The organism is Lentzea sp. HUAS12 (assembly GCF_024125735.1).
GTDB lineage: Bacteria > Actinomycetota > Actinomycetes > Mycobacteriales > Pseudonocardiaceae > Lentzea > Lentzea albida.
Window position 1 is genome coordinate 2,168,802 of sequence record NZ_CP099738.1, and the last position, 15,333, is coordinate 2,184,134.

A 15,333-nucleotide genomic window follows, 5' to 3' on the forward strand; every position below is an offset into this window, starting at 1 on the left:
GCGCTAGGCGCGCCAGACCGTGGCGCCGCGGGTCTCGGTGCTCTCCAGCGTCAGCGGCACCGGCACCTCGTAGCGGGCCAGCGCCGTGAACCGGCCGGCCGGCAGGTGCGCGCGGTCGGGGTCGCCGAGCAGCACCAGCGCGCCCCGTGCGGCGGCCCTGGCCAGGAACGGCAGCACGAGCGCGGTGATCTCGCCGTCGTAGAACACGTCTCCCGCCAGCACGACGTCGGCGCCGTGGGCGTCGCTGCCGAGCTGGTCGCCGCCGAGCGTGGCGACGGTGACGCCGTTGGCCGCGGCGTTGAGCCCCACGGCGGTCAGGGCGAGCGGGTCGATGTCGTTGGCCGTCACCAAGTCCGCGCCCGCCAGTGCGGCGGCGATCGCGACGAGACCGGAGCCGGACGCCAGGTCGAACACCTTCTTGTGGCGCACCAGGCCCGCGTTGTCGAGCAGGTGCCGTGCCAGGGCCTGCCCGCCGGCCCACGGGAACGCCCAGAACGGCGGCTGGTCGTGGCGGGTGAGCTCCCACAGGTCCATCGCCTCGGCCGCGCTGTGCAGCGACACCTCCGACACCAGCGGCACGGGCGTCAGCGTCGTGTGGGCGAGCACGAAGTCGGTGAGCGTGGGCGCGGACATGACGGAGAAGCCTACGGGCAGGCCGGAGTCCCGCCGCAGAGGCGAAAGGCCTCGCGCGCGGTCACATGCCGCCCGCGACCCGCAGGATCGCGCCCGTCGTGTACGAGGCCTCGTCGGACAGCAGCCACGCGATGGCGTTCGCGATCTCACCGGCCTCGCCGGGTCGTCCGAGCGGGATGCGGGAGGCGACGCGGTCGGGGCGGTCGGGCACGCCGGAGAGCCGGTGGATGTCGGTGCGCACGGTGCCGGGCTGCACGCAGTTGACCCGGATCCCGCTCGGCGCGAGCTCCTTGGCCAGGCCGATCGTCAACGCGTCCACGGCGGCCTTGGTGGCGGCGTAGTGCACGTACTCCCCCGGGCTGCCCAGCGTCGCCGCCCCCGACGACACGTTCACGATCGACCCGCGGGTCATCCGCCGCGCCGCCTCCCGCGCGACGAAGAACGCGCCGACGACGTTGACGTCGACCACGCGGCGCAGGTCCTCGGTGCGCAGCTGCGCGAGCGGCCCGACCGGGGAGGTGACGCCGGCGTTGTTGACCACGCCGGTGACGTCCTCGCCCGCCGCGTCGAACAGGCGCGCCACGTCGTCCTCGTCGGCGGTGTCGGCGCGCACGGCGAGCACCCCGAGTTCCTTCTCGAGCAGTCGTGCCTCGTCCTCGGCCTGGCGGTAGCCGATCACGACGCGGTGGCCGTCGCGCACGAGCCTGCGGGCGGTCGCGGCACCGATGCCCCGGCTTCCCCCGGTGATCACCGTTGTCATGCCGCCACCCTAACTTCGGGCCCGGCACCGGCCGTGGGGGCGCGCGAACGCGGTGGTATCGCGGCGAGGACTCGCCGCACTTCCACCACGAGACCGCGGCCGAGACCGGGAGGGCTAGATGTGATGTCCAGGGACGTTGTTCCGGTTTGGGCGGGTGACGGCCTGTCGTGAAGACAGGTGAAGGCCTCTGGATGTGAAGTGGAGCTGTCTAGGAACCGCTTCACCACCCGGAGGCCTTCGTGTCCCACCCTAACGCGGCGCTGACGCCGCGTGCCCGGCTGCGCCTGGCGCGTCTGGTCGTCGAGCAGAACTGGCGTCCCGCCGAGGCCGCGAGAATGTTCATGACCTCGGTCAGAACAGCACGTAAATGGGCTGAGCGCTACCGGCTCGAGGGCGAAGCCGGGATGGCCGACCGCAGCTCGCGGCCGCACCACAGCCCGGCCAAGACGCCCGATCCCGTGGTGCGGCAGATCGTGACGCTGCGCCGGCGCCACCGGCTCGGACCCGTGCAGATCGCGGGCCGGCTGGGTCTCGCGGCCTCGACAGTGCACGCGGTGCTGGTGCGCTGCCGGATCAACAGGCTGTCCCGGATCGACCGGGTCACCGGCGAACCGTTGCGCCGCTACGAACATCCACATCCCGGTTCGCTGCTGCATGTCGACGTCACCAAGTTCGGCAACATTCCCGACGGCGGCGGCTGGCGCTTCGTCGGCAGGAAACAGGGCGATCGCAACCGCGAGGCCACCGCCAAACGCACCGGCGCCCGGCACGCCCACTACGAACCCAACGTCGGCACCGCGGTCCTGCACACCGTGATCGACGACCACTCCCGCGTCGCCTACATCGAAATCCATGCCGACGAGACCGCCGCCACCGCCATCGGTGTCCTGCAACGAGCGATCGCCTGGTTCGCCGACCGCGATGTCACCGTCGAAAGAGTGTTGTCCGACAACGGATCCTGCTACCGCTCGCATGCCTGGCGCGACGCCTGCGCCGAGCTCGTCGTCCGGCACAAACGGACCCGGCCCTACCGTCCGCAGACCAATGGCAAGATCGAACGCTTCCACCGCACCCTGGCCGACGGCTGGGCCTACGCCCGCCACTACCCCTCAGAAACCCAGCGCCGAGCAGCCCTGCCCGGCTGGCTGCATTTCTACAATCACCACCGAGCCCACTCCGCCCTCGGAGGCCAGCCACCCATCACCCGGCTGACCAACCTCCCTGGACATCACAGCTAGAGCTGACCGAACCGCACGACCGCGACGAACACCGCGAGCGCGAACAGCACGGCGTTGATCGGCAGCGTGGCCTTCTCGCCGCGCCGCAGGTGCGTGACCGCCGCCCCGGCCTGCACCACCGCGAGGCCCGCCGCGGCGATCGGCGTCAGGACCGGCGCGACGCCGGTCAGCCACGGCAGCACCAGGCCGAGCGCGCCCGCGACCTCGACCGCGCCGATGCCCTTGACCTGCCCTGGCGTGAAGTCCGCCGCCCACGCCATGCGAGGCTCGGCGAGCAGGTCCTGTTTCGTCTTCGCCAGCTTGGTGAAGCCCGCCATGAGGTACAGGGCGGCCAGAACACCCGACACGATCCACACCACGACGTTCATGACCGGGAACCTAGCGATCCGGACGGCGATGTCCTACATCACACCCAACCGAGTAAGGGTGTCCTTACTCATCACCCGAACGGCCGTATAGAGTGTGCAGATGAGGTGCTCGATACTCTCCGACTTCGCGGGCGAACCGCTGGCCGGCACGGCCGCGACCGCGACGGCGTGGCTGTGCCTGGAGCAGCCCGGCCCGTGGGGCCGCGACGCGCTGACCGAGAGCCACCTCGACCCGGAACTGGGTGCCGAGCTGCAGCGCCGTGCCGACGGCACCGGGGTGCGCATCTTACTGATCCGCCGCCCCGGCAGGCACGCCGACGACCACGTGCCCGCACGCCGCCGCCTGTACCTGGCCTCGACGAAGCCCGGTGGATCATGGCTGGAGCAGGTCGATCTCGCCTCGCCGGAGGAGGCCCTCGAGCTCGACTTCGCGGCGCTGGGCGCGGGCCGTTCCACCGCGTTCGGCACGCCGGTCGACGATCCACTGCTGCTGGTCTGCACGAACAGCAAACGCGACGTCTGCTGCGCCCTGTACGGCCGTCCGATCGCCACGGCGCTGAACCTGTGGGAGTGCACCCACACCGGCGGGCACCGCTTCGCGCCCACCGGTGTGCTGCTGCCCACCGGTCACCTGTACGGGCGACTGGACCACCGGTTGGCGCAGCGTGTGGTCACGGAGGGCATCGTCGCCGACCGGTGCCGGGGCCGTTCCTGCTTCACCCCCCGGGGTCAGGTCGCCGAGGTCGCCGTGCGGCAGCAGATCGGCGAGACCCGCGACGTGCTCACCGTCGTCGCCGAGACCGGGGACTCCGCGACGGTGCGGCACGCCGACGGCCGCGAGTGGCGGGTGGCGCTGACCGAGAAGTCCGTGCCGCCGCGGCCGGCGAGCTGCGGCAAGTCCCCGGACGTCGCCATCGCGCTGGTGGCGACGGCGATCGACGAACTGGTGCGCGTCTGCCGCTGATGAACGCCGGGGGTGACGGGGCGCCGCTCGGCCGCCCGAAGAGACTTCAGGGTCACGGCCTAGGCTCGGCCGGGTGCCCAGGCTGATCCACCTCAACGGTCCCACCGGCGTCGGCAAGTCCACGATCGCCGCCCGCTACGCCGCCGACCACCCCCGCACGCTCAACCTCGACGCCGACGAGATCGTCCGGCTGGTCGGCGCGTGGGAGGACGACTTCTCCGGCGCGGTGAACCTGGTGCGCCCGCTCGCGATCACGATGGCGACCACGCACCTGCGCTCCGGTCACGACGTCGTCATGCCGCAGCTGATCACCGACCGCGCCCAGAGCGACGCGTTCGCGCGGGCGGCGGCGTCGGCGGGCGCCGAGTACATCGAGTTCGTGCTGCTCGCCTCACCCGAGACCACGATCGACCGGTTCCAGGCGCGCGAGCACCACATCGACCGGGCCGTCGAGGACATGGGCGGGGTGGCGGTCATCCGCCGCATCCACACCCACCTCGCCGCCTACCTCACGTCCGACTCGGTCGTCCTCGACACCGACGCCGCCGACGTCGAGCACACCTACGAGGCGCTGCTGGCGGCCCTGTCAGCCTGACTCCGCCGGCCGCCGCGGCACGGCGGCCGTGTTCGGCGCGGTCGCGGAGAACACGCCGATCCCCAGCGCGTACGGGTCGTCAAGGCCCACCGTCTCGAGCGTCTCCGCCGGCAGGGCGAGCAGCGAGATCGCCACCCCGAGGAAGTAGGCGTCGAGCAGGCCGGTGTCGCGCACGGTCGAGGGCAGGCCCGCGGCCTGCTGCAGCGCTGCGGCGGCCTCGGCGTTGGCGAGCACCATGCCCGACAGCGCCGCCCGCACCCCCGGACGGCGCACGGCCTCCAGGTAGAGCTCGACCATCGCGAGCATCTGGGTCGGGTCGTCGGCGACCGCGCGGCGCAGCAGGGCCGGGTAGAGCTCGGCGACGTCGCTCGCGGTGACGTCGGGCGGGGTGGTCTCGCGCAGGCGCTGCACGGCGGCCTGGTGCAGGGAGGTCATGCGGGCGGCGCAGGCGGTGAGGATCGCCTCGCGGGTCGGGAAGTAGTTCTTGGTGGTGCCGAGGGGGACGCCGGCCTCGCGGTCGATCGCGCGGTGGGTCAGGCCCCGGCCGCCGTCCACCGCGAGGATCTGGATCGCGGTGTCGCACAGGAGATCACGACGGCTCACGGTCCGGGACACTAGCAAGATCACCGCCGGTCCGGCGTGCCGGGGCGAACGCGCTGGTCCCGGCGGTGGCGGTGACGGTCCCGCGTTCGAGCACGAGGAACAGGCCGCACACGCAGCGGACGTAGGCGACGGTGCCGTGCCGGGAGACGGCGGAGGTGGCGGGCCAGTGGCAGGCGGGGCAGGTGGCGATCATGGACCCCAGCGTGCTGTCATGGTCTAGTGCATTTCAACCCTTACGGCGGGGCGGCGGCGGAGCTCGCCGCGAAGCTGGTCAACGCCGACCCGGCGCTGCCCCTGCTCGACGTGCTGAAATCCTCCGACTACAAGCCCCTGGGCTCGCTCGACGCACGTCAGGAACGTGACGTACGAGACTGGGTCGAGCGGCTGCGGCAGGTGTTCCGCGAGCCCACCGTGGAGCTGCTCAACGACCTGCTCGCCCGCTCCTCGACCACGCACTACATCTCCACGCACGACGGACGCGCCCCGCACCTGCACTACGCCCGCGAGGACGCGCCGACCGACGTGCGCGTGAAGGCCTACACCGCCGCGGGCATGGCGGCGTTGTTCTGCGAGGACGCCGGGCGCATCGGCGCGTGCGGGCGCGACGGCTGCGACACGGTGTTCGTCGACACCAGCCGCAACGGCAAGAGGCGCTTCTGCTCGACCAGGTGCGCCAACCGCGTCGCCGTCGCCAACCACCGCACGAGAACGACCGCGGCGCTCAGCCGGTCACGTTGAGCAGCCGCCGCGGCCGGTAGTCGTCGGTCCCGGAGATCCCGTAGCGCAGCACGCGGTAGGTGGTGCCGTAGGTGCTGCGCTGCTCGTAGGCGTGGTACGCCGTCCTGTACGGGTCGGCCCACTTCTCGAAGATCACGACGTGCCGGCCGTCGGCGGTGTCGCCGGTGGTGTTGACGACGATGTCGCCCCACCGCAGGTCGGCCATCGCGATCGGCGCGGAGTGCAGCCGGTCGGCGAGATCGATGGTGATCTTGCCCGGCGCGTCGATCCGCGCGGCCATCGACACGTAGCCGGAGCAGTCCTGCCGGTACCCCTGCAACCCCACGCTCTGGCTGTAGGGCACCGGACCCCCGCCCGGCCCCGCCGTCAGCCACGACTTCGCGCGGGCGATCACCTCGGCGCGCGACACCTGCGGGTAGGCGTGCGCGGGCGCCGTCGACACCAGGGTCGTGCTCACCGCGACCAGGACCGCGGCGGCCATCGCGAGGACTCTCATGCGTGCTTCTCCCATTCCGTAGATCACCAGCGGGCGCTTAGGGTCGGCCCATGGAGCCGTCAGAGCTGTCGGAGCTGTGTTTCGCGGGCGTCGCCGCACAGGCGCACGCCGTGCGATCCGGTCAGGTGAGCGCCCGGGAACTGGTCGCGGAACACCTGCGCCGCATCGAGCGGATCGACCCGGGGCTCAACGCGTTCCGCCTGGTCTTCGCCGAACAGGCCCTCGAGGAGGCGGCCCGGCTCGACGCGCACGGCTCCGACGACCTGCCGTTGCGGGGCGTGCCGATCGCGGTCAAGGAGGACATCGCGATCGCGGGCCTGCCCACGACCAAGGGCACCAACGCCGCCCGCACCCCGCAGCCGGCCGACTCCGCGATCGTGGCCCGGCTGCGCGCGGCCGGAGCGGTGGTCATCGGTCGCACCCGCATGCCCGAACTGGGGCTGTGGCCCCACACCGAGAGCTCCTGGGCGGGCCCGACGCGCAACCCGTGGTCGCCGACCCACTCCCCCGGCGGCTCGAGCGGAGGCTCGGCCGCGGCGGTGGCGGCAGGTCTCGCCGCCGCGGCGATCGGCACCGACGGGGCCGGGTCGATCCGCATCCCGTCGGCCGTCACGGGCCTGTTCGGGCTCAAGCCCCAGCGCGGCCGCGTCTCGCTGTCCCCCGAACCGCAGATGCTCGGCGGACTCGTCGTGGCCGGGCCGATCACCCGCACCGTGCAGGACTGGGCGCTGGTCGCCGACCAGATCCGCGGCGCCGCCCCCGGTGACGCGCACGTCGCCCACCCGCCGCGCACGAGCTTCACCCAGGCCGCGCGCACGGATCCGGGCAGGCTGCGGATCGGGGTGTCGCTGCGGCCGTGGGGTCCGGGCATCACCATCGACGGCGAGGTCCGCGACGCCGTGCAGGACACCGCCGCGCTGCTCACCGACCTCGGCCACGACGTGGTGCGCCTGGACCCGCCGATGCGCGATGTCACCGCCTCGACCCGGTTCGCCGTGCGCTACCTGCACAACGCCCACCTGGCCCGCGCCGGCATGGAGTTCCCGGACCTGGTCGAGCCGCGCACCCGCGCGGTCGGCGAGCTGGGCCGCCGGGTGCCGCGCGGGGTGGCGCGGTGGGCGTGCGGCGGCGACGCGGACCTCACCGCGTACGCGAACCGGATCTTCACCTCGGTCGACGTGCTGCTCACCCCGGTGCTGACCCGCCCGCCGATCCGCGTCGGCGAGTGGGACGGCCGCGGCGCGGTCACGGCGTTGCTCGCGGCCTCGCGCTACACGACGTTCCTGCCGCTGTGGAACATCACCGGCAACCCCGCCGCCTCGGTCCCGGCGGGCCGCACGTCGCGGGGACTGCCGCTCGCGGTGCAGCTCGTGGGCCGCCAGCACGACGAGTGCACGCTGCTGTCGGTGTCCGCTCAGCTGGAGCGCGCGCGGCCGTGGGCGGACCGGATCCCCTCCGGCCTCGATCATGCGAACTAGGATATTACGAGTACGTACTATCCGAGGTGGGATCGGTCAGAAGCCGCGGCGGGACAACTCGTCGAGCAGTTCCCGGTCGGCGACGTGGCGGGACTTGATGTGGTCCAGGTAGTCGGCGAACGCGTCGGGCTGCAGACCGCGTAGTTGCGCGAGCCATTCCACGACCAGTTCCTGCTCCTCGATCCCCCGCCGCGCCAGCTCGACCTCGACGATGCGCCGGTAGACCTCGACCGCGAGCCTGCTGCCGTCCTGCACGAGGTGCTGCACCAGCTCCGCGCGCAACGGCGGCCAGTCGTCGGTGTGCACGACCAGGGCCCGCGCCTTGAGGTAGATGTCGAGGTTCGGGCGCAGGAAGAACGCCTCCCGGCACACCTGCACCGCCCGCCCGGGCGAGCCGCGGCGCAGGTGCTCCTCCACGGCGAGGTCGATCAGCCGCAGCGCCGCGCCCCGGCCGCCGACGGCCCGCAGGCCTCGCTCCACCCACTCCAGGGCCTCGTCGGAGCGGTCGTTGTCGCGCAGCACGGTCGCGACCTGCAGGTAGTGCCAGCCCGAGGACAGGTCTTTCGACAGCACGAGCAGCTGCAGGTCGACGTCCTCGGTGTACTCGGCGAGCTCCTCCATGACGCGCAGCAACGCCCAGCGGGCGCGGTCGTAGCGGCCGGTCTCACCGAACCCGATCACCGGCAGCGGCTCGAACAACGCCACCGCCCGCTCCCGGTAGGCGGCCAGTCCCTCGTCGTCGAGCGCGGGGGCGTAGGCGGCGAGGCTGACGTCGGGCGCCTCGGGGTGGTGCAGCTGCAGGCCGAGCAGCCAGTCGGCGAGCCGCCGCGGGTCGGGGGCGGTCTCGGCGCAGGCGCGGGCGTGGGTGGTCAGGACGCGGTGGGCCAGTTCGGCGAGCTCGACGCGGTGGCGGCGGCTGGCGGCGACCCCGTCGGCCAGCTGGGTGACGATCTGTTCGATCAGGGCGACGAGCCGCGGGCCGGGGTCGGTGACGAGCAGGGACTGCAGTTCGACCGACACCGCCGTCAGGGCCTGCCAGCGGGCGGGCCAGGCAGCGTCGTCCGCCTCGTCGTCGGCCTCGACGAGCGCGGAGGCCACGGTGGCGGGCAGCGAGTCCATTCACAACATCATTCCCGTGTCACCCGGTCGAGTGCCACCGATGTCCCCCGTACGATTTAAGGTTCACCCTCCGTGGCGGATCGCCTACAGTTCGGCCAGCTTGCGGGCCAGCACGGCGCGTTCGCGTTCGTTGCCGCAGAGACGAACGGCCTGCTCCAGCGCGGTGCGGGCCTCGTCGACGCGGCCCAGGCGGCGCAGCAACTCTCCGCGCACACCCGGCAGCTGGTGCGAGTCCTTGAACGCGTCGCTGCCCGCGAGGGAGTCGACGAGCGGCAGGGCGGCGGCAGGCCCCTGGGCCATCGAGACGGCGACCGCGCGGTTGAGGTCCACGACCGGGGACGGGGCGAGACGGCCCAGGCCGTCGTAGAGGGCGACGATGCGGTCCCAGTTCGTGTCCTCGACCGAGGACGCCAGCGCGTGGCACTCCGCGATCGCCGCCTGCAGCCCGTAGTAGCCGTACCCGCGGCCGGCGTCGGTGGCCTTGGCGAGCGCGGCGCGGCCGCGGGCGATGGCCGAGCGGTCCCAGCGCCGCCGGTCCTGTTCCTGCAGCAGCACGGTCTCGCCGTCGGGGCCGCGGCGGGCCGGGAACCGCGCGGCGGTCAGTTCGAGCAACGCGAGCAGGCTGTGGACCTCGGGTTCCTCGGGCATCAGCCGCGACAGGATCCGGGCGAGCCGTTGCGCCTCGCCGGCGAGGTCGAAGCGGATGACCTCGTCACCGGAGCTCGCCGAGGAGCCCTCGGTGAAGATCAGGTAGAGCACGCTGAGCACCTGCGCCAGTCGTGCGGGCCGTTCGCTCACCGGCGGCACCTCGAACGGCACCCCCGCCGCCCCGAGGGTCTTCTTGGCCCGCGTGATGCGCGCCTGCACCGTCGCCGTCGGCACCAGGAACGCCCGCGCGATCTCGTCGCTGGTCAGACCACCGATCACGCGCAACGTCAGCGCCACCCCCGCCTCCCGCGACAGCACCGGGTGGCAGGAGGTGAACATCAGCGCGAGGGTGTCGTCGTCGATCTGGTCCGGGTCCCACAGCACGTCGTCGGGCGCGGGACCGGGTTCGGCGCCGGTGAGCGCGCCGCCTTCGGGCAGGTGGTGGGCCATGGCCGCGTACTTCTCGTCGCGGGCGCTGCGGCGGCGGAACGCGTCGATCGCGCGGCGCCGGCCGACGGTGAGCAGCCAGCCCGCAGGGTTGTTCGGCACCCCCTCGCGCGGCCACGTCACCAGCGCTTCGGCGAGGGCTTCCTGCGCGAGGTCCTCGGCGAGGGCGAAGTCGCCGGTGTAGCGGGTGAGCGCACCGATGATCCTCGCGGAGTCGATGCGCCACACCGCGGCTACGGCCTTGCGTCCCGTGGGGTCGCTCATGGCGCCCAAAGTAGTTCAGGCGCGGCAGCTCAGAGCTGGCCGGTCGACTCGCGCCACGCCCGCTCCTTCTTGATCCACTCGTTGTCCTGCGGGAACTCGTCGATCGTCGGCACGCGGCGGATCTCGGTCTTGAACCCGGCGGCGGTCATCGGGGTGCGCTTGGCCCACTCGATCGCGTCCTGGATGGTGGGGACGTTGATCAGGTAGAAGCCGTTGAACAGCTCCTTGGTCTCCCCGTACGGGCCGTCGGTGACCACGGGCGGCTCGGAGGAGAAGTCGACGACCACGCCCTCCTCGGCCGGCGCGAGGCCTTCGGCGGCGACCAGGACGCCCGCGTTGATGAGCTCCTCGTTGAACCGGCCGACGGTCTCGAGCATCTGGTCGAAGTCGATCTCGCCGAGGTTGCCCCAGGCCTCGTCGGAGGTCACGCGCCAGATCAGCATGAACTTCATGGTCAGTCTCTCCCGGGTGGTTCGTGCGGGTCCCTTGTGGACCCTTTCACGCCGAGGTCGAACGGGCGGGTGCTTCGATCGACACGCGCCCGGAAAAATCTGGAACTTTCTTTTTCCGCTGGTCACACAGCAGAGCGGCCCACCCCGGTGATCGGGATGGGCCGCTCGCGGGTGGTGCTCAGAGCCGTTCGTCGGGCTGGTGCAGCGACCGGGGCTGCTCCGCCTCCAGCTCCGGGACCGGGGACGGCGCGGCCACCGGACGCGGCGAGGTGCCCAGCGGGCCGGGCACCTCCTGACGCGCCACCGCCTCCGCGGCGGCGACGGCCTCGGCGACCTTCGGGTCCGACTTGAGGTCGAACCAGGCGGCGACCGACTCGTCGTCGTCCTCGGGCTTGGGCCGCTCGGCGTCGTCGGCCGGCGCCTCGTAGCGGAACACGCCGTCGTCACCGGGCGCGCCGAGCATGCGCGCGAACCCTTCGAGGGCCTTGCCGTAGTCGGACGGGATCATCCAGACCTTGTTCGCGTCGCCCTGCGCCATCTGCGGCAGCGTCTGCAGGTACTGGTAGGCCAGCACCTCCGGCGTGGGCTTGCCGTCCTTGATCGCGCCGAAGACCTTCTCGATGGCCTTGGCCTGACCCTGGGCCTGCAGGTAGCGGGCGGCCCGTTCACCCTGCGCGCGCAGGATCTGCGACTGCCGCTCACCCTCGGCCGACAGGATCGCGGCCTGCTTGGCGCCCTCGGCGGCGAGGATCTGCGACTGCTTCTGGCCCTCGGCGGTCTTGATCGAGGACTCGCGCTGGCCCTCGGCCGTGAGGATCATGGCGCGCTTCTCGCGGTCGGCGCGCATCTGCTTCTCCATCGAGTCCTGGATGGAGGGCGGCGGGTCGATCGACTTGAGCTCGACGCGGGCCACGCGCAGGCCCCAGCGGCCGGTGGCCTCGTCCAGCACACCGCGCAGCTGGCCGTTGATGTGGTCGCGGGAGGTCAGGGTCTCCTCGAGGCTCATGCCGCCGACGAGGTTGCGCAGCGTGGTGATGGTGAGCTGCTCGACACCGACGATGTAGTTGGAGATCTCGTACACCGCGGAACGCGGGTCGGTGACCTGGAAGTACACGACCGTGTCGATGGAGACGGTGAGGTTGTCCTGGGTGATCACCGGCTGCGGCGGGAACGACACGACCTGCTCGCGCAGGTCGATGCGGGCGCGCACCTTGTCGATGAACGGGACCATGATGTTGAGGCCGGGTGCCGCAGTGGTGCGGAAACGGCCGAGGCGTTCGATGACGGCGGCCTGCGCCTGCGGGATGACCAGCACGGACTTGACGGCGATGGTCAGCACGAAGATCGCGATGACGGCGACGATCACGAGGGTGATCGGGTCCAACTCGGTTCACATCCTTCTTGGGTTCGCACCCAGGGGGTCACACCGCGGCGATGACGACGGCGGTGGCTCCCGAGATCTCGACAACGGTGACGGCTTCGCCTTCTTCGATCACGGACCCGTCGAGGGTGCGCGCGCTCCAGGTGTCGCCGCCGATCTTCACCTGCCCGCCGTGCTCGTCCACCTTCGTCACCGCGACGGCCCTGCCGCCCAGCAGCGCCTCGTGGTGCATCCGCACGGTCGACCCGAGCTGCAGCCGCTTCTTGAGCAGCGGCCGGGCCGTGACGATCAGACCCAGCGACGAGGCCGCGAACACGAGCACGCTCACCAGGTCGGCGGCACCCAGCGCGGACACGCCCGCGGCCGCCAGCGCGGCGGCGCCGAGCATGACCAGCACGAAGTCACCGGAGAGAACCTCGGCGACGACGAGCAGTATCCCGACGATCAGCCAGATCAGCGCGGCCATGAGCCCATACATACACCAACGGGGACCACGCAGCGTGAAGATTCACCGTGCCGGGCCCCGGACCGTTGCGAAATCGATCATCCGACGGTGTCGAAACCGCATGTCGCCGTTCGTGTGAGCGGTGACTTCGGCCTTTCGACAGGGGTGCGGTGATGCGTTCGATCTCCGCGACGATGTTCGTGACCCTCGACGGCGTGGTGCAGGGCTTCGGCCGCCCGGACGAGGACACGCGAGGCGGCTTCCCCCACGGCGGGTGGGGTGCCGCGTACGGCGACGAGGTGCTGGGCGCCGAGACGGGCAACGGCATGGCGCAGGGCGGGGCGATGCTGTTCGGGCGCCGCACCTGGCAGGACTTCCTCGGTGTGTGGGCCTGCGCCGACGACGGCAACCCGTTCACCGCGCACATGAACGCCGCCCGCAAGTACGTCGTGTCCGGCTCGCTGACGTCGACGGACGCGCGGGAGAACTCGGAGCTGCTGCGGTCGCTCGACGACGTCGGCGCACTCGCCGGCGACCTGTCGGTCGCCGGCGGCGCCGCCCTGCTCGGCGGGCCGGCGCCGCGCACGGAGTTCGACCTGACCGGCACGGTGACGACGCCCAAAGGTGTGGTGGTCGCGCACTACACGCGGGTCAGTCCTGGGGCACGGTGACGAAGTCGATGAGCCGTTCGACGGCGCCGAGCAGGTCGGACTCGATGTCCTTGTAGCTGCTCACGGCGCCCAGGACGCGCTGCCAGCCCTCCCACGTCTCGCCCCAGCCGAGCTGGGCGCAGACGCCGGTCTTCCAATCGGTGCCCCGCGGCACGCTCGGCCAGGCCTCGATCTTGACGGCCGCGGGTTTGACGGCCTGCCAGATGTCGACGTAGGGGTGGCCGGTGACCAGCACGTGGGGGTCGGTGATCTGGTCGACGACGCGCTGTTCCTTGGAGCGGGCGACGAGGTGGTCGACCAGGACGCCGAGGCGGCGGTGCGGGGCGGTGCCGAACTCGGTGATCAGGCGCGGGAGGTCGTCGACGCCGTGCAGGGGTTCGACGACGATGCCCTCGACGCGCAGGTCGTGGCCCCAGACGCGTTCGACGAGCTCGGCGTCGTGCTTGCCCTCGACCCAGATGCGGCTGGCCTTGGCGGTCTGCGCGCGCAGCCCTTCGACGCGCACCGAGCCCGACGCGCTGGTCCTGGGCTTCTGCGCCTGCGGCATGGGCTTGACGAGGGTGACGGGCCTGCCGTCGACGAGGAACCCGGCGGGGTTGAGCGGGAACAGCCGGTGGCGGCCGTGGCGGTCCTCCAGCACGACCTGGCCGTACTCGAACTTCACGACGGCCCCGCAGAAGCCGCTGGCGGGGTCCTCGACGACGAGGCCGGGTTCGGCCGTGATCTCGGGGACCTTCTTGCGCTTCGGGTTCGACAGGACGTCGCGGCCGTAGTCGTGGGAACGCACCCGAGAACTTTATCCGTAGAAGGGCTTGAAGGCGGCGAGCCACTCGTGGACGCGGTCGAGGTCGACGTCGGCGCCGTGCAGGTCGTAGCCGCCGTGCACGAAGTCGAGCCAGTCGACGGCCGGGTCGCCGACGCAGGCACGGGGGTCGATGGCGACCGGGCCGTGCGGGCCTTGCAGGACGTTGCCGGGGTGCATGTCGCCGTGCAGCAGCACGGGCGTGATGTCGTCCTCGGCGAGTTTGCGGGCGCGGTGGTGTTCGGTGGCGTAGTAGGTGCCGGTGCGGCGGGTCAGCACCGTTTCGAACAGGAAGTCGACACGGGCCTTGAGTGGCGGGAAGCCCTTCGGGCTGGCCTGGTGCAGGTGCGGGACGACCTTGGCGGGCTCGGCGGCGGGGGTGCCGGGGTCGATGGTGTCGAGCAGCAGCGCGCCGCGGGCGAGGTCGGTGTCGAGGAGGCCGACCACGGCGGGAGTGGCGGCCCAGGCGGTGAGGGCGCGGGCCTCGTGCCGGGCGATGTCGTGGTCGGGGGTGAGTTTGAGGACCGCGGTGGTGCACCGGAACGTGGCGCCGGTGCCGCCGGGCATGTGCCGCACGACCGTGAGGTCCCAGCGTGCGGTGAGGGTGGCGAGGAGGTCGGGCAGCGCGTCGATCCAGGCGTTCACGCCGGTGCCGAAACGGCGGACCAGGCGGGCTCTGGCGTCCTCGTCGATCACTCGCCTCAGAGTAGCGAGTTCGCTCCCGACTGGCGGCGGAACTGGTAGTCGGCCAGGGCCGGGCGCCACAGCCCGTTGACGTCGAAGCAGGTGGAGAGCAGCTTCAGGTCGGCGCCGTCGCCGGCGATGGCGACCTTGCCGTCGACGACCCACCGGCCCCACGGCAGCAGCGGCACGGGCCAGCCCGCGATGACGAGCCGGTCGCACACCAGGCGCTGCAGGCGTCCGCCGTCGTTGTCGACGACGACGGCGGGGGTGTCGAGGTCGAGGTCGCGGACGGTGGCGAGCGGGTAGCGGCGGACGCCGACGTCGCCGAGCGCGTCGCTGCCGGGACCGATGAGGTGCACGGGCCCGAAGCGCCGCGCCAGGCACGTCGCGGCCCGCGCACCGAGACCGGCGGCGCCCACCACGACGATCCGTTCGAAAGAGCTCATGTCACCGTGTCCCGCAGTCGCGATTCGACTGTTCACGCAGGTCAGAACGCTTCACAGAAGATAGGGGCACGATGATCGACACGTCAAACCCCGGCAGCGTC

General features: G+C 71.9%; 20 protein-coding genes. 6 read left to right on the forward strand and 14 right to left on the reverse strand.

Going from position 1 to position 15,333, the window contains the following annotated elements:
- Positions 1 to 3: 3 nt before the first annotated feature.
- Both ND450_RS09330 and ND450_RS09335 read right to left on the reverse strand, forming a co-directional pair.
- Entirely contained in the window at positions 4 to 633 is a 630-nt protein-coding gene (locus tag ND450_RS09330; RefSeq protein WP_253325740.1) for a methyltransferase, read from the reverse strand.
- Positions 634 to 694: 61 nt separating this feature from the next.
- A complete protein-coding gene (locus ND450_RS09335; protein ID WP_253325741.1) occupies positions 695 to 1,393 on the reverse strand; it encodes an SDR family NAD(P)-dependent oxidoreductase in 699 nt (232 codons plus the stop codon).
- A gap of 239 nt (positions 1,394 to 1,632) precedes the next feature.
- Between ND450_RS09335 and ND450_RS09340 the strand changes: the two genes are divergently transcribed.
- Complete coding sequence (locus ND450_RS09340) at positions 1,633 to 2,631, forward strand: IS481 family transposase (RefSeq protein ID WP_253325742.1); 999 nt, start codon at positions 1,633 to 1,635, stop codon at positions 2,629 to 2,631.
- Here the strand turns inward: ND450_RS09340 and ND450_RS09345 are convergent.
- Entirely contained in the window at positions 2,628 to 2,999 is a 372-nt protein-coding gene (locus ND450_RS09345; protein ID WP_253325743.1) for a DoxX family protein, read from the reverse strand. The genes ND450_RS09340 and ND450_RS09345 overlap by 4 nt on opposite strands.
- 100 nt (positions 3,000 to 3,099) lie before the next feature.
- Here ND450_RS09345 and ND450_RS09350 point away from each other — a divergent pair, with 100 nt between their 5' ends.
- Together ND450_RS09350 and ND450_RS09355 are read left to right on the forward strand one after the other, a co-directional pair.
- Positions 3,100 to 3,963 carry a sucrase ferredoxin gene (locus ND450_RS09350; RefSeq protein ID WP_253325744.1) on the forward strand — a complete coding sequence of 288 codons (864 nt, stop codon included), beginning with the start codon at positions 3,100 to 3,102 and terminating at the stop codon, positions 3,961 to 3,963.
- Between the two features lie 73 nt (positions 3,964 to 4,036).
- Positions 4,037 to 4,558 (forward strand): AAA family ATPase, encoded by a 522-nt coding sequence (locus tag ND450_RS09355; protein WP_253325745.1) that lies wholly within the window; start codon positions 4,037 to 4,039, stop codon positions 4,556 to 4,558.
- Here ND450_RS09355 and ND450_RS09360 read toward each other — a convergent pair.
- Complete coding sequence (locus ND450_RS09360; RefSeq protein ID WP_245786374.1) at positions 4,550 to 5,161, reverse strand: TetR/AcrR family transcriptional regulator; 612 nt, start codon at positions 5,159 to 5,161, stop codon at positions 4,550 to 4,552. The two genes, ND450_RS09355 and ND450_RS09360, sit on opposite strands and share 9 nt — an antisense overlap.
- The gene (locus ND450_RS09365) at positions 5,148 to 5,354 is read right to left on the reverse strand and encodes a hypothetical protein (protein ID WP_143091714.1); all 207 of its coding nucleotides are present in this window, start codon (positions 5,352 to 5,354) and stop codon (positions 5,148 to 5,150) included. Before ND450_RS09365 ends, ND450_RS09360 begins: the two co-directional genes overlap by 14 nt.
- Positions 5,355 to 5,380: 26 nt before the next feature.
- Between ND450_RS09365 and ND450_RS09370 the strand changes: the two genes are divergently transcribed.
- Positions 5,381 to 5,899: a CGNR zinc finger domain-containing protein gene (locus ND450_RS09370; RefSeq protein ID WP_253325746.1), complete on the forward strand. Its 519-nt coding sequence runs from the start codon at positions 5,381 to 5,383 to the stop codon at positions 5,897 to 5,899.
- Here the strand turns inward: ND450_RS09370 and ND450_RS09375 are convergent.
- Positions 5,883 to 6,395: a hypothetical protein gene (locus ND450_RS09375; RefSeq protein ID WP_253325747.1), complete on the reverse strand. Its 513-nt coding sequence runs from the start codon at positions 6,393 to 6,395 to the stop codon at positions 5,883 to 5,885. The two genes, ND450_RS09370 and ND450_RS09375, sit on opposite strands and share 17 nt — an antisense overlap.
- Positions 6,396 to 6,445: 50 nt before the next feature.
- Between ND450_RS09375 and ND450_RS09380 the strand changes: the two genes are divergently transcribed.
- Positions 6,446 to 7,873, forward strand: coding sequence for an amidase (locus tag ND450_RS09380; RefSeq protein ID WP_253325748.1), 1,428 nt, complete (start codon positions 6,446 to 6,448; stop codon positions 7,871 to 7,873).
- 36 nt (positions 7,874 to 7,909) lie between these two features.
- Here the strand turns inward: ND450_RS09380 and ND450_RS09385 are convergent, their stop codons facing one another.
- The 5 genes from ND450_RS09385 to ND450_RS09405 form a co-directional block, all read right to left on the reverse strand.
- A complete protein-coding gene (locus ND450_RS09385) occupies positions 7,910 to 8,992 on the reverse strand; it encodes a hypothetical protein (RefSeq protein WP_253325749.1) in 1,083 nt (360 codons plus the stop codon).
- A gap of 84 nt (positions 8,993 to 9,076) precedes the next feature.
- Positions 9,077 to 10,351, reverse strand: coding sequence for an RNA polymerase sigma factor (locus ND450_RS09390; protein WP_253325750.1), 1,275 nt, complete (start codon positions 10,349 to 10,351; stop codon positions 9,077 to 9,079).
- Positions 10,352 to 10,380: 29 nt separating this feature from the next.
- Entirely contained in the window at positions 10,381 to 10,803 is a 423-nt protein-coding gene (locus ND450_RS09395) for a YciI family protein (RefSeq protein ID WP_089920672.1), read from the reverse strand.
- A 178-nt stretch (positions 10,804 to 10,981) separates the two neighbouring features.
- Positions 10,982 to 12,178 carry an SPFH domain-containing protein gene (locus ND450_RS09400; protein WP_253327889.1) on the reverse strand — a complete coding sequence of 399 codons (1,197 nt, stop codon included), beginning with the start codon at positions 12,176 to 12,178 and terminating at the stop codon, positions 10,982 to 10,984.
- Positions 12,179 to 12,224: 46 nt separating this feature from the next.
- On the reverse strand, positions 12,225 to 12,650 hold the full coding sequence (locus ND450_RS09405) for an NfeD family protein (protein ID WP_253325751.1): 426 nt from the start codon (positions 12,648 to 12,650) through the stop codon (positions 12,225 to 12,227).
- A 152-nt stretch (positions 12,651 to 12,802) separates the two neighbouring features.
- Between ND450_RS09405 and ND450_RS09410 the strand changes: the two genes are divergently transcribed.
- Positions 12,803 to 13,300: a dihydrofolate reductase family protein gene (locus ND450_RS09410; protein WP_253325752.1), complete on the forward strand. Its 498-nt coding sequence runs from the start codon at positions 12,803 to 12,805 to the stop codon at positions 13,298 to 13,300.
- On the opposite strand, the gene ND450_RS09415 is transcribed toward ND450_RS09410, so the two are convergent.
- Genes ND450_RS09415 through ND450_RS09425 form a run of 3 tightly spaced genes read right to left on the reverse strand, consistent with a single transcriptional unit; the run spans position 13,281 to position 15,232 of the window.
- Positions 13,281 to 14,087, reverse strand: a complete 807-nt coding sequence (locus ND450_RS09415; protein WP_253325753.1) for a DUF3097 domain-containing protein — start codon at positions 14,085 to 14,087, stop codon at positions 13,281 to 13,283. The two genes, ND450_RS09410 and ND450_RS09415, sit on opposite strands and share 20 nt — an antisense overlap.
- A gap of 9 nt (positions 14,088 to 14,096) precedes the next feature.
- Positions 14,097 to 14,798 carry an aminoglycoside phosphotransferase family protein gene (locus ND450_RS09420; protein ID WP_253325754.1) on the reverse strand — a complete coding sequence of 234 codons (702 nt, stop codon included), beginning with the start codon at positions 14,796 to 14,798 and terminating at the stop codon, positions 14,097 to 14,099.
- Positions 14,799 to 14,803: 5 nt separating this feature from the next.
- Positions 14,804 to 15,232, reverse strand: coding sequence for a hypothetical protein (locus ND450_RS09425; RefSeq protein WP_253325755.1), 429 nt, complete (start codon positions 15,230 to 15,232; stop codon positions 14,804 to 14,806).
- Between the last annotated feature and the right edge of the window lie 101 nt (positions 15,233 to 15,333).

Bases quoted from the DNA above. Each gene is read 5' to 3' on its own strand.
- ND450_RS09335 (WP_253325741.1), bottom strand. From the start codon at position 1,393: ATGACAACGGTGATCACCGGGGGAAGCCGGGGCATCGGTGCCGCGACC.
- ND450_RS09365 (WP_143091714.1), bottom strand. From the start codon at position 5,354: ATGATCGCCACCTGCCCCGCCTGCCACTGGCCCGCCACCTCCGCCGTC.
- ND450_RS09345 (WP_253325743.1), bottom strand. From the start codon at position 2,999: ATGAACGTCGTGGTGTGGATCGTGTCGGGTGTTCTGGCCGCCCTGTAC.
- ND450_RS09405 (WP_253325751.1), bottom strand. From the start codon at position 12,650: ATGGCCGCGCTGATCTGGCTGATCGTCGGGATACTGCTCGTCGTCGCC.
- ND450_RS09390 (WP_253325750.1), bottom strand. From the start codon at position 10,351: ATGAGCGACCCCACGGGACGCAAGGCCGTAGCCGCGGTGTGGCGCATC.
- ND450_RS09330 (WP_253325740.1), bottom strand. From the start codon at position 633: ATGTCCGCGCCCACGCTCACCGACTTCGTGCTCGCCCACACGACGCTG.
- ND450_RS09375 (WP_253325747.1), bottom strand. From the start codon at position 6,395: ATGAGAGTCCTCGCGATGGCCGCCGCGGTCCTGGTCGCGGTGAGCACG.
- ND450_RS09380 (WP_253325748.1), top strand. From the start codon at position 6,446: ATGGAGCCGTCAGAGCTGTCGGAGCTGTGTTTCGCGGGCGTCGCCGCA.
- ND450_RS09350 (WP_253325744.1), top strand. From the start codon at position 3,100: ATGAGGTGCTCGATACTCTCCGACTTCGCGGGCGAACCGCTGGCCGGC.
- ND450_RS09425 (WP_253325755.1), bottom strand. From the start codon at position 15,232: ATGAGCTCTTTCGAACGGATCGTCGTGGTGGGCGCCGCCGGTCTCGGT.
- ND450_RS09395 (WP_089920672.1), bottom strand. From the start codon at position 10,803: ATGAAGTTCATGCTGATCTGGCGCGTGACCTCCGACGAGGCCTGGGGC.
- ND450_RS09410 (WP_253325752.1), top strand. From the start codon at position 12,803: ATGCGTTCGATCTCCGCGACGATGTTCGTGACCCTCGACGGCGTGGTG.
- ND450_RS09385 (WP_253325749.1), bottom strand. From the start codon at position 8,992: ATGGACTCGCTGCCCGCCACCGTGGCCTCCGCGCTCGTCGAGGCCGAC.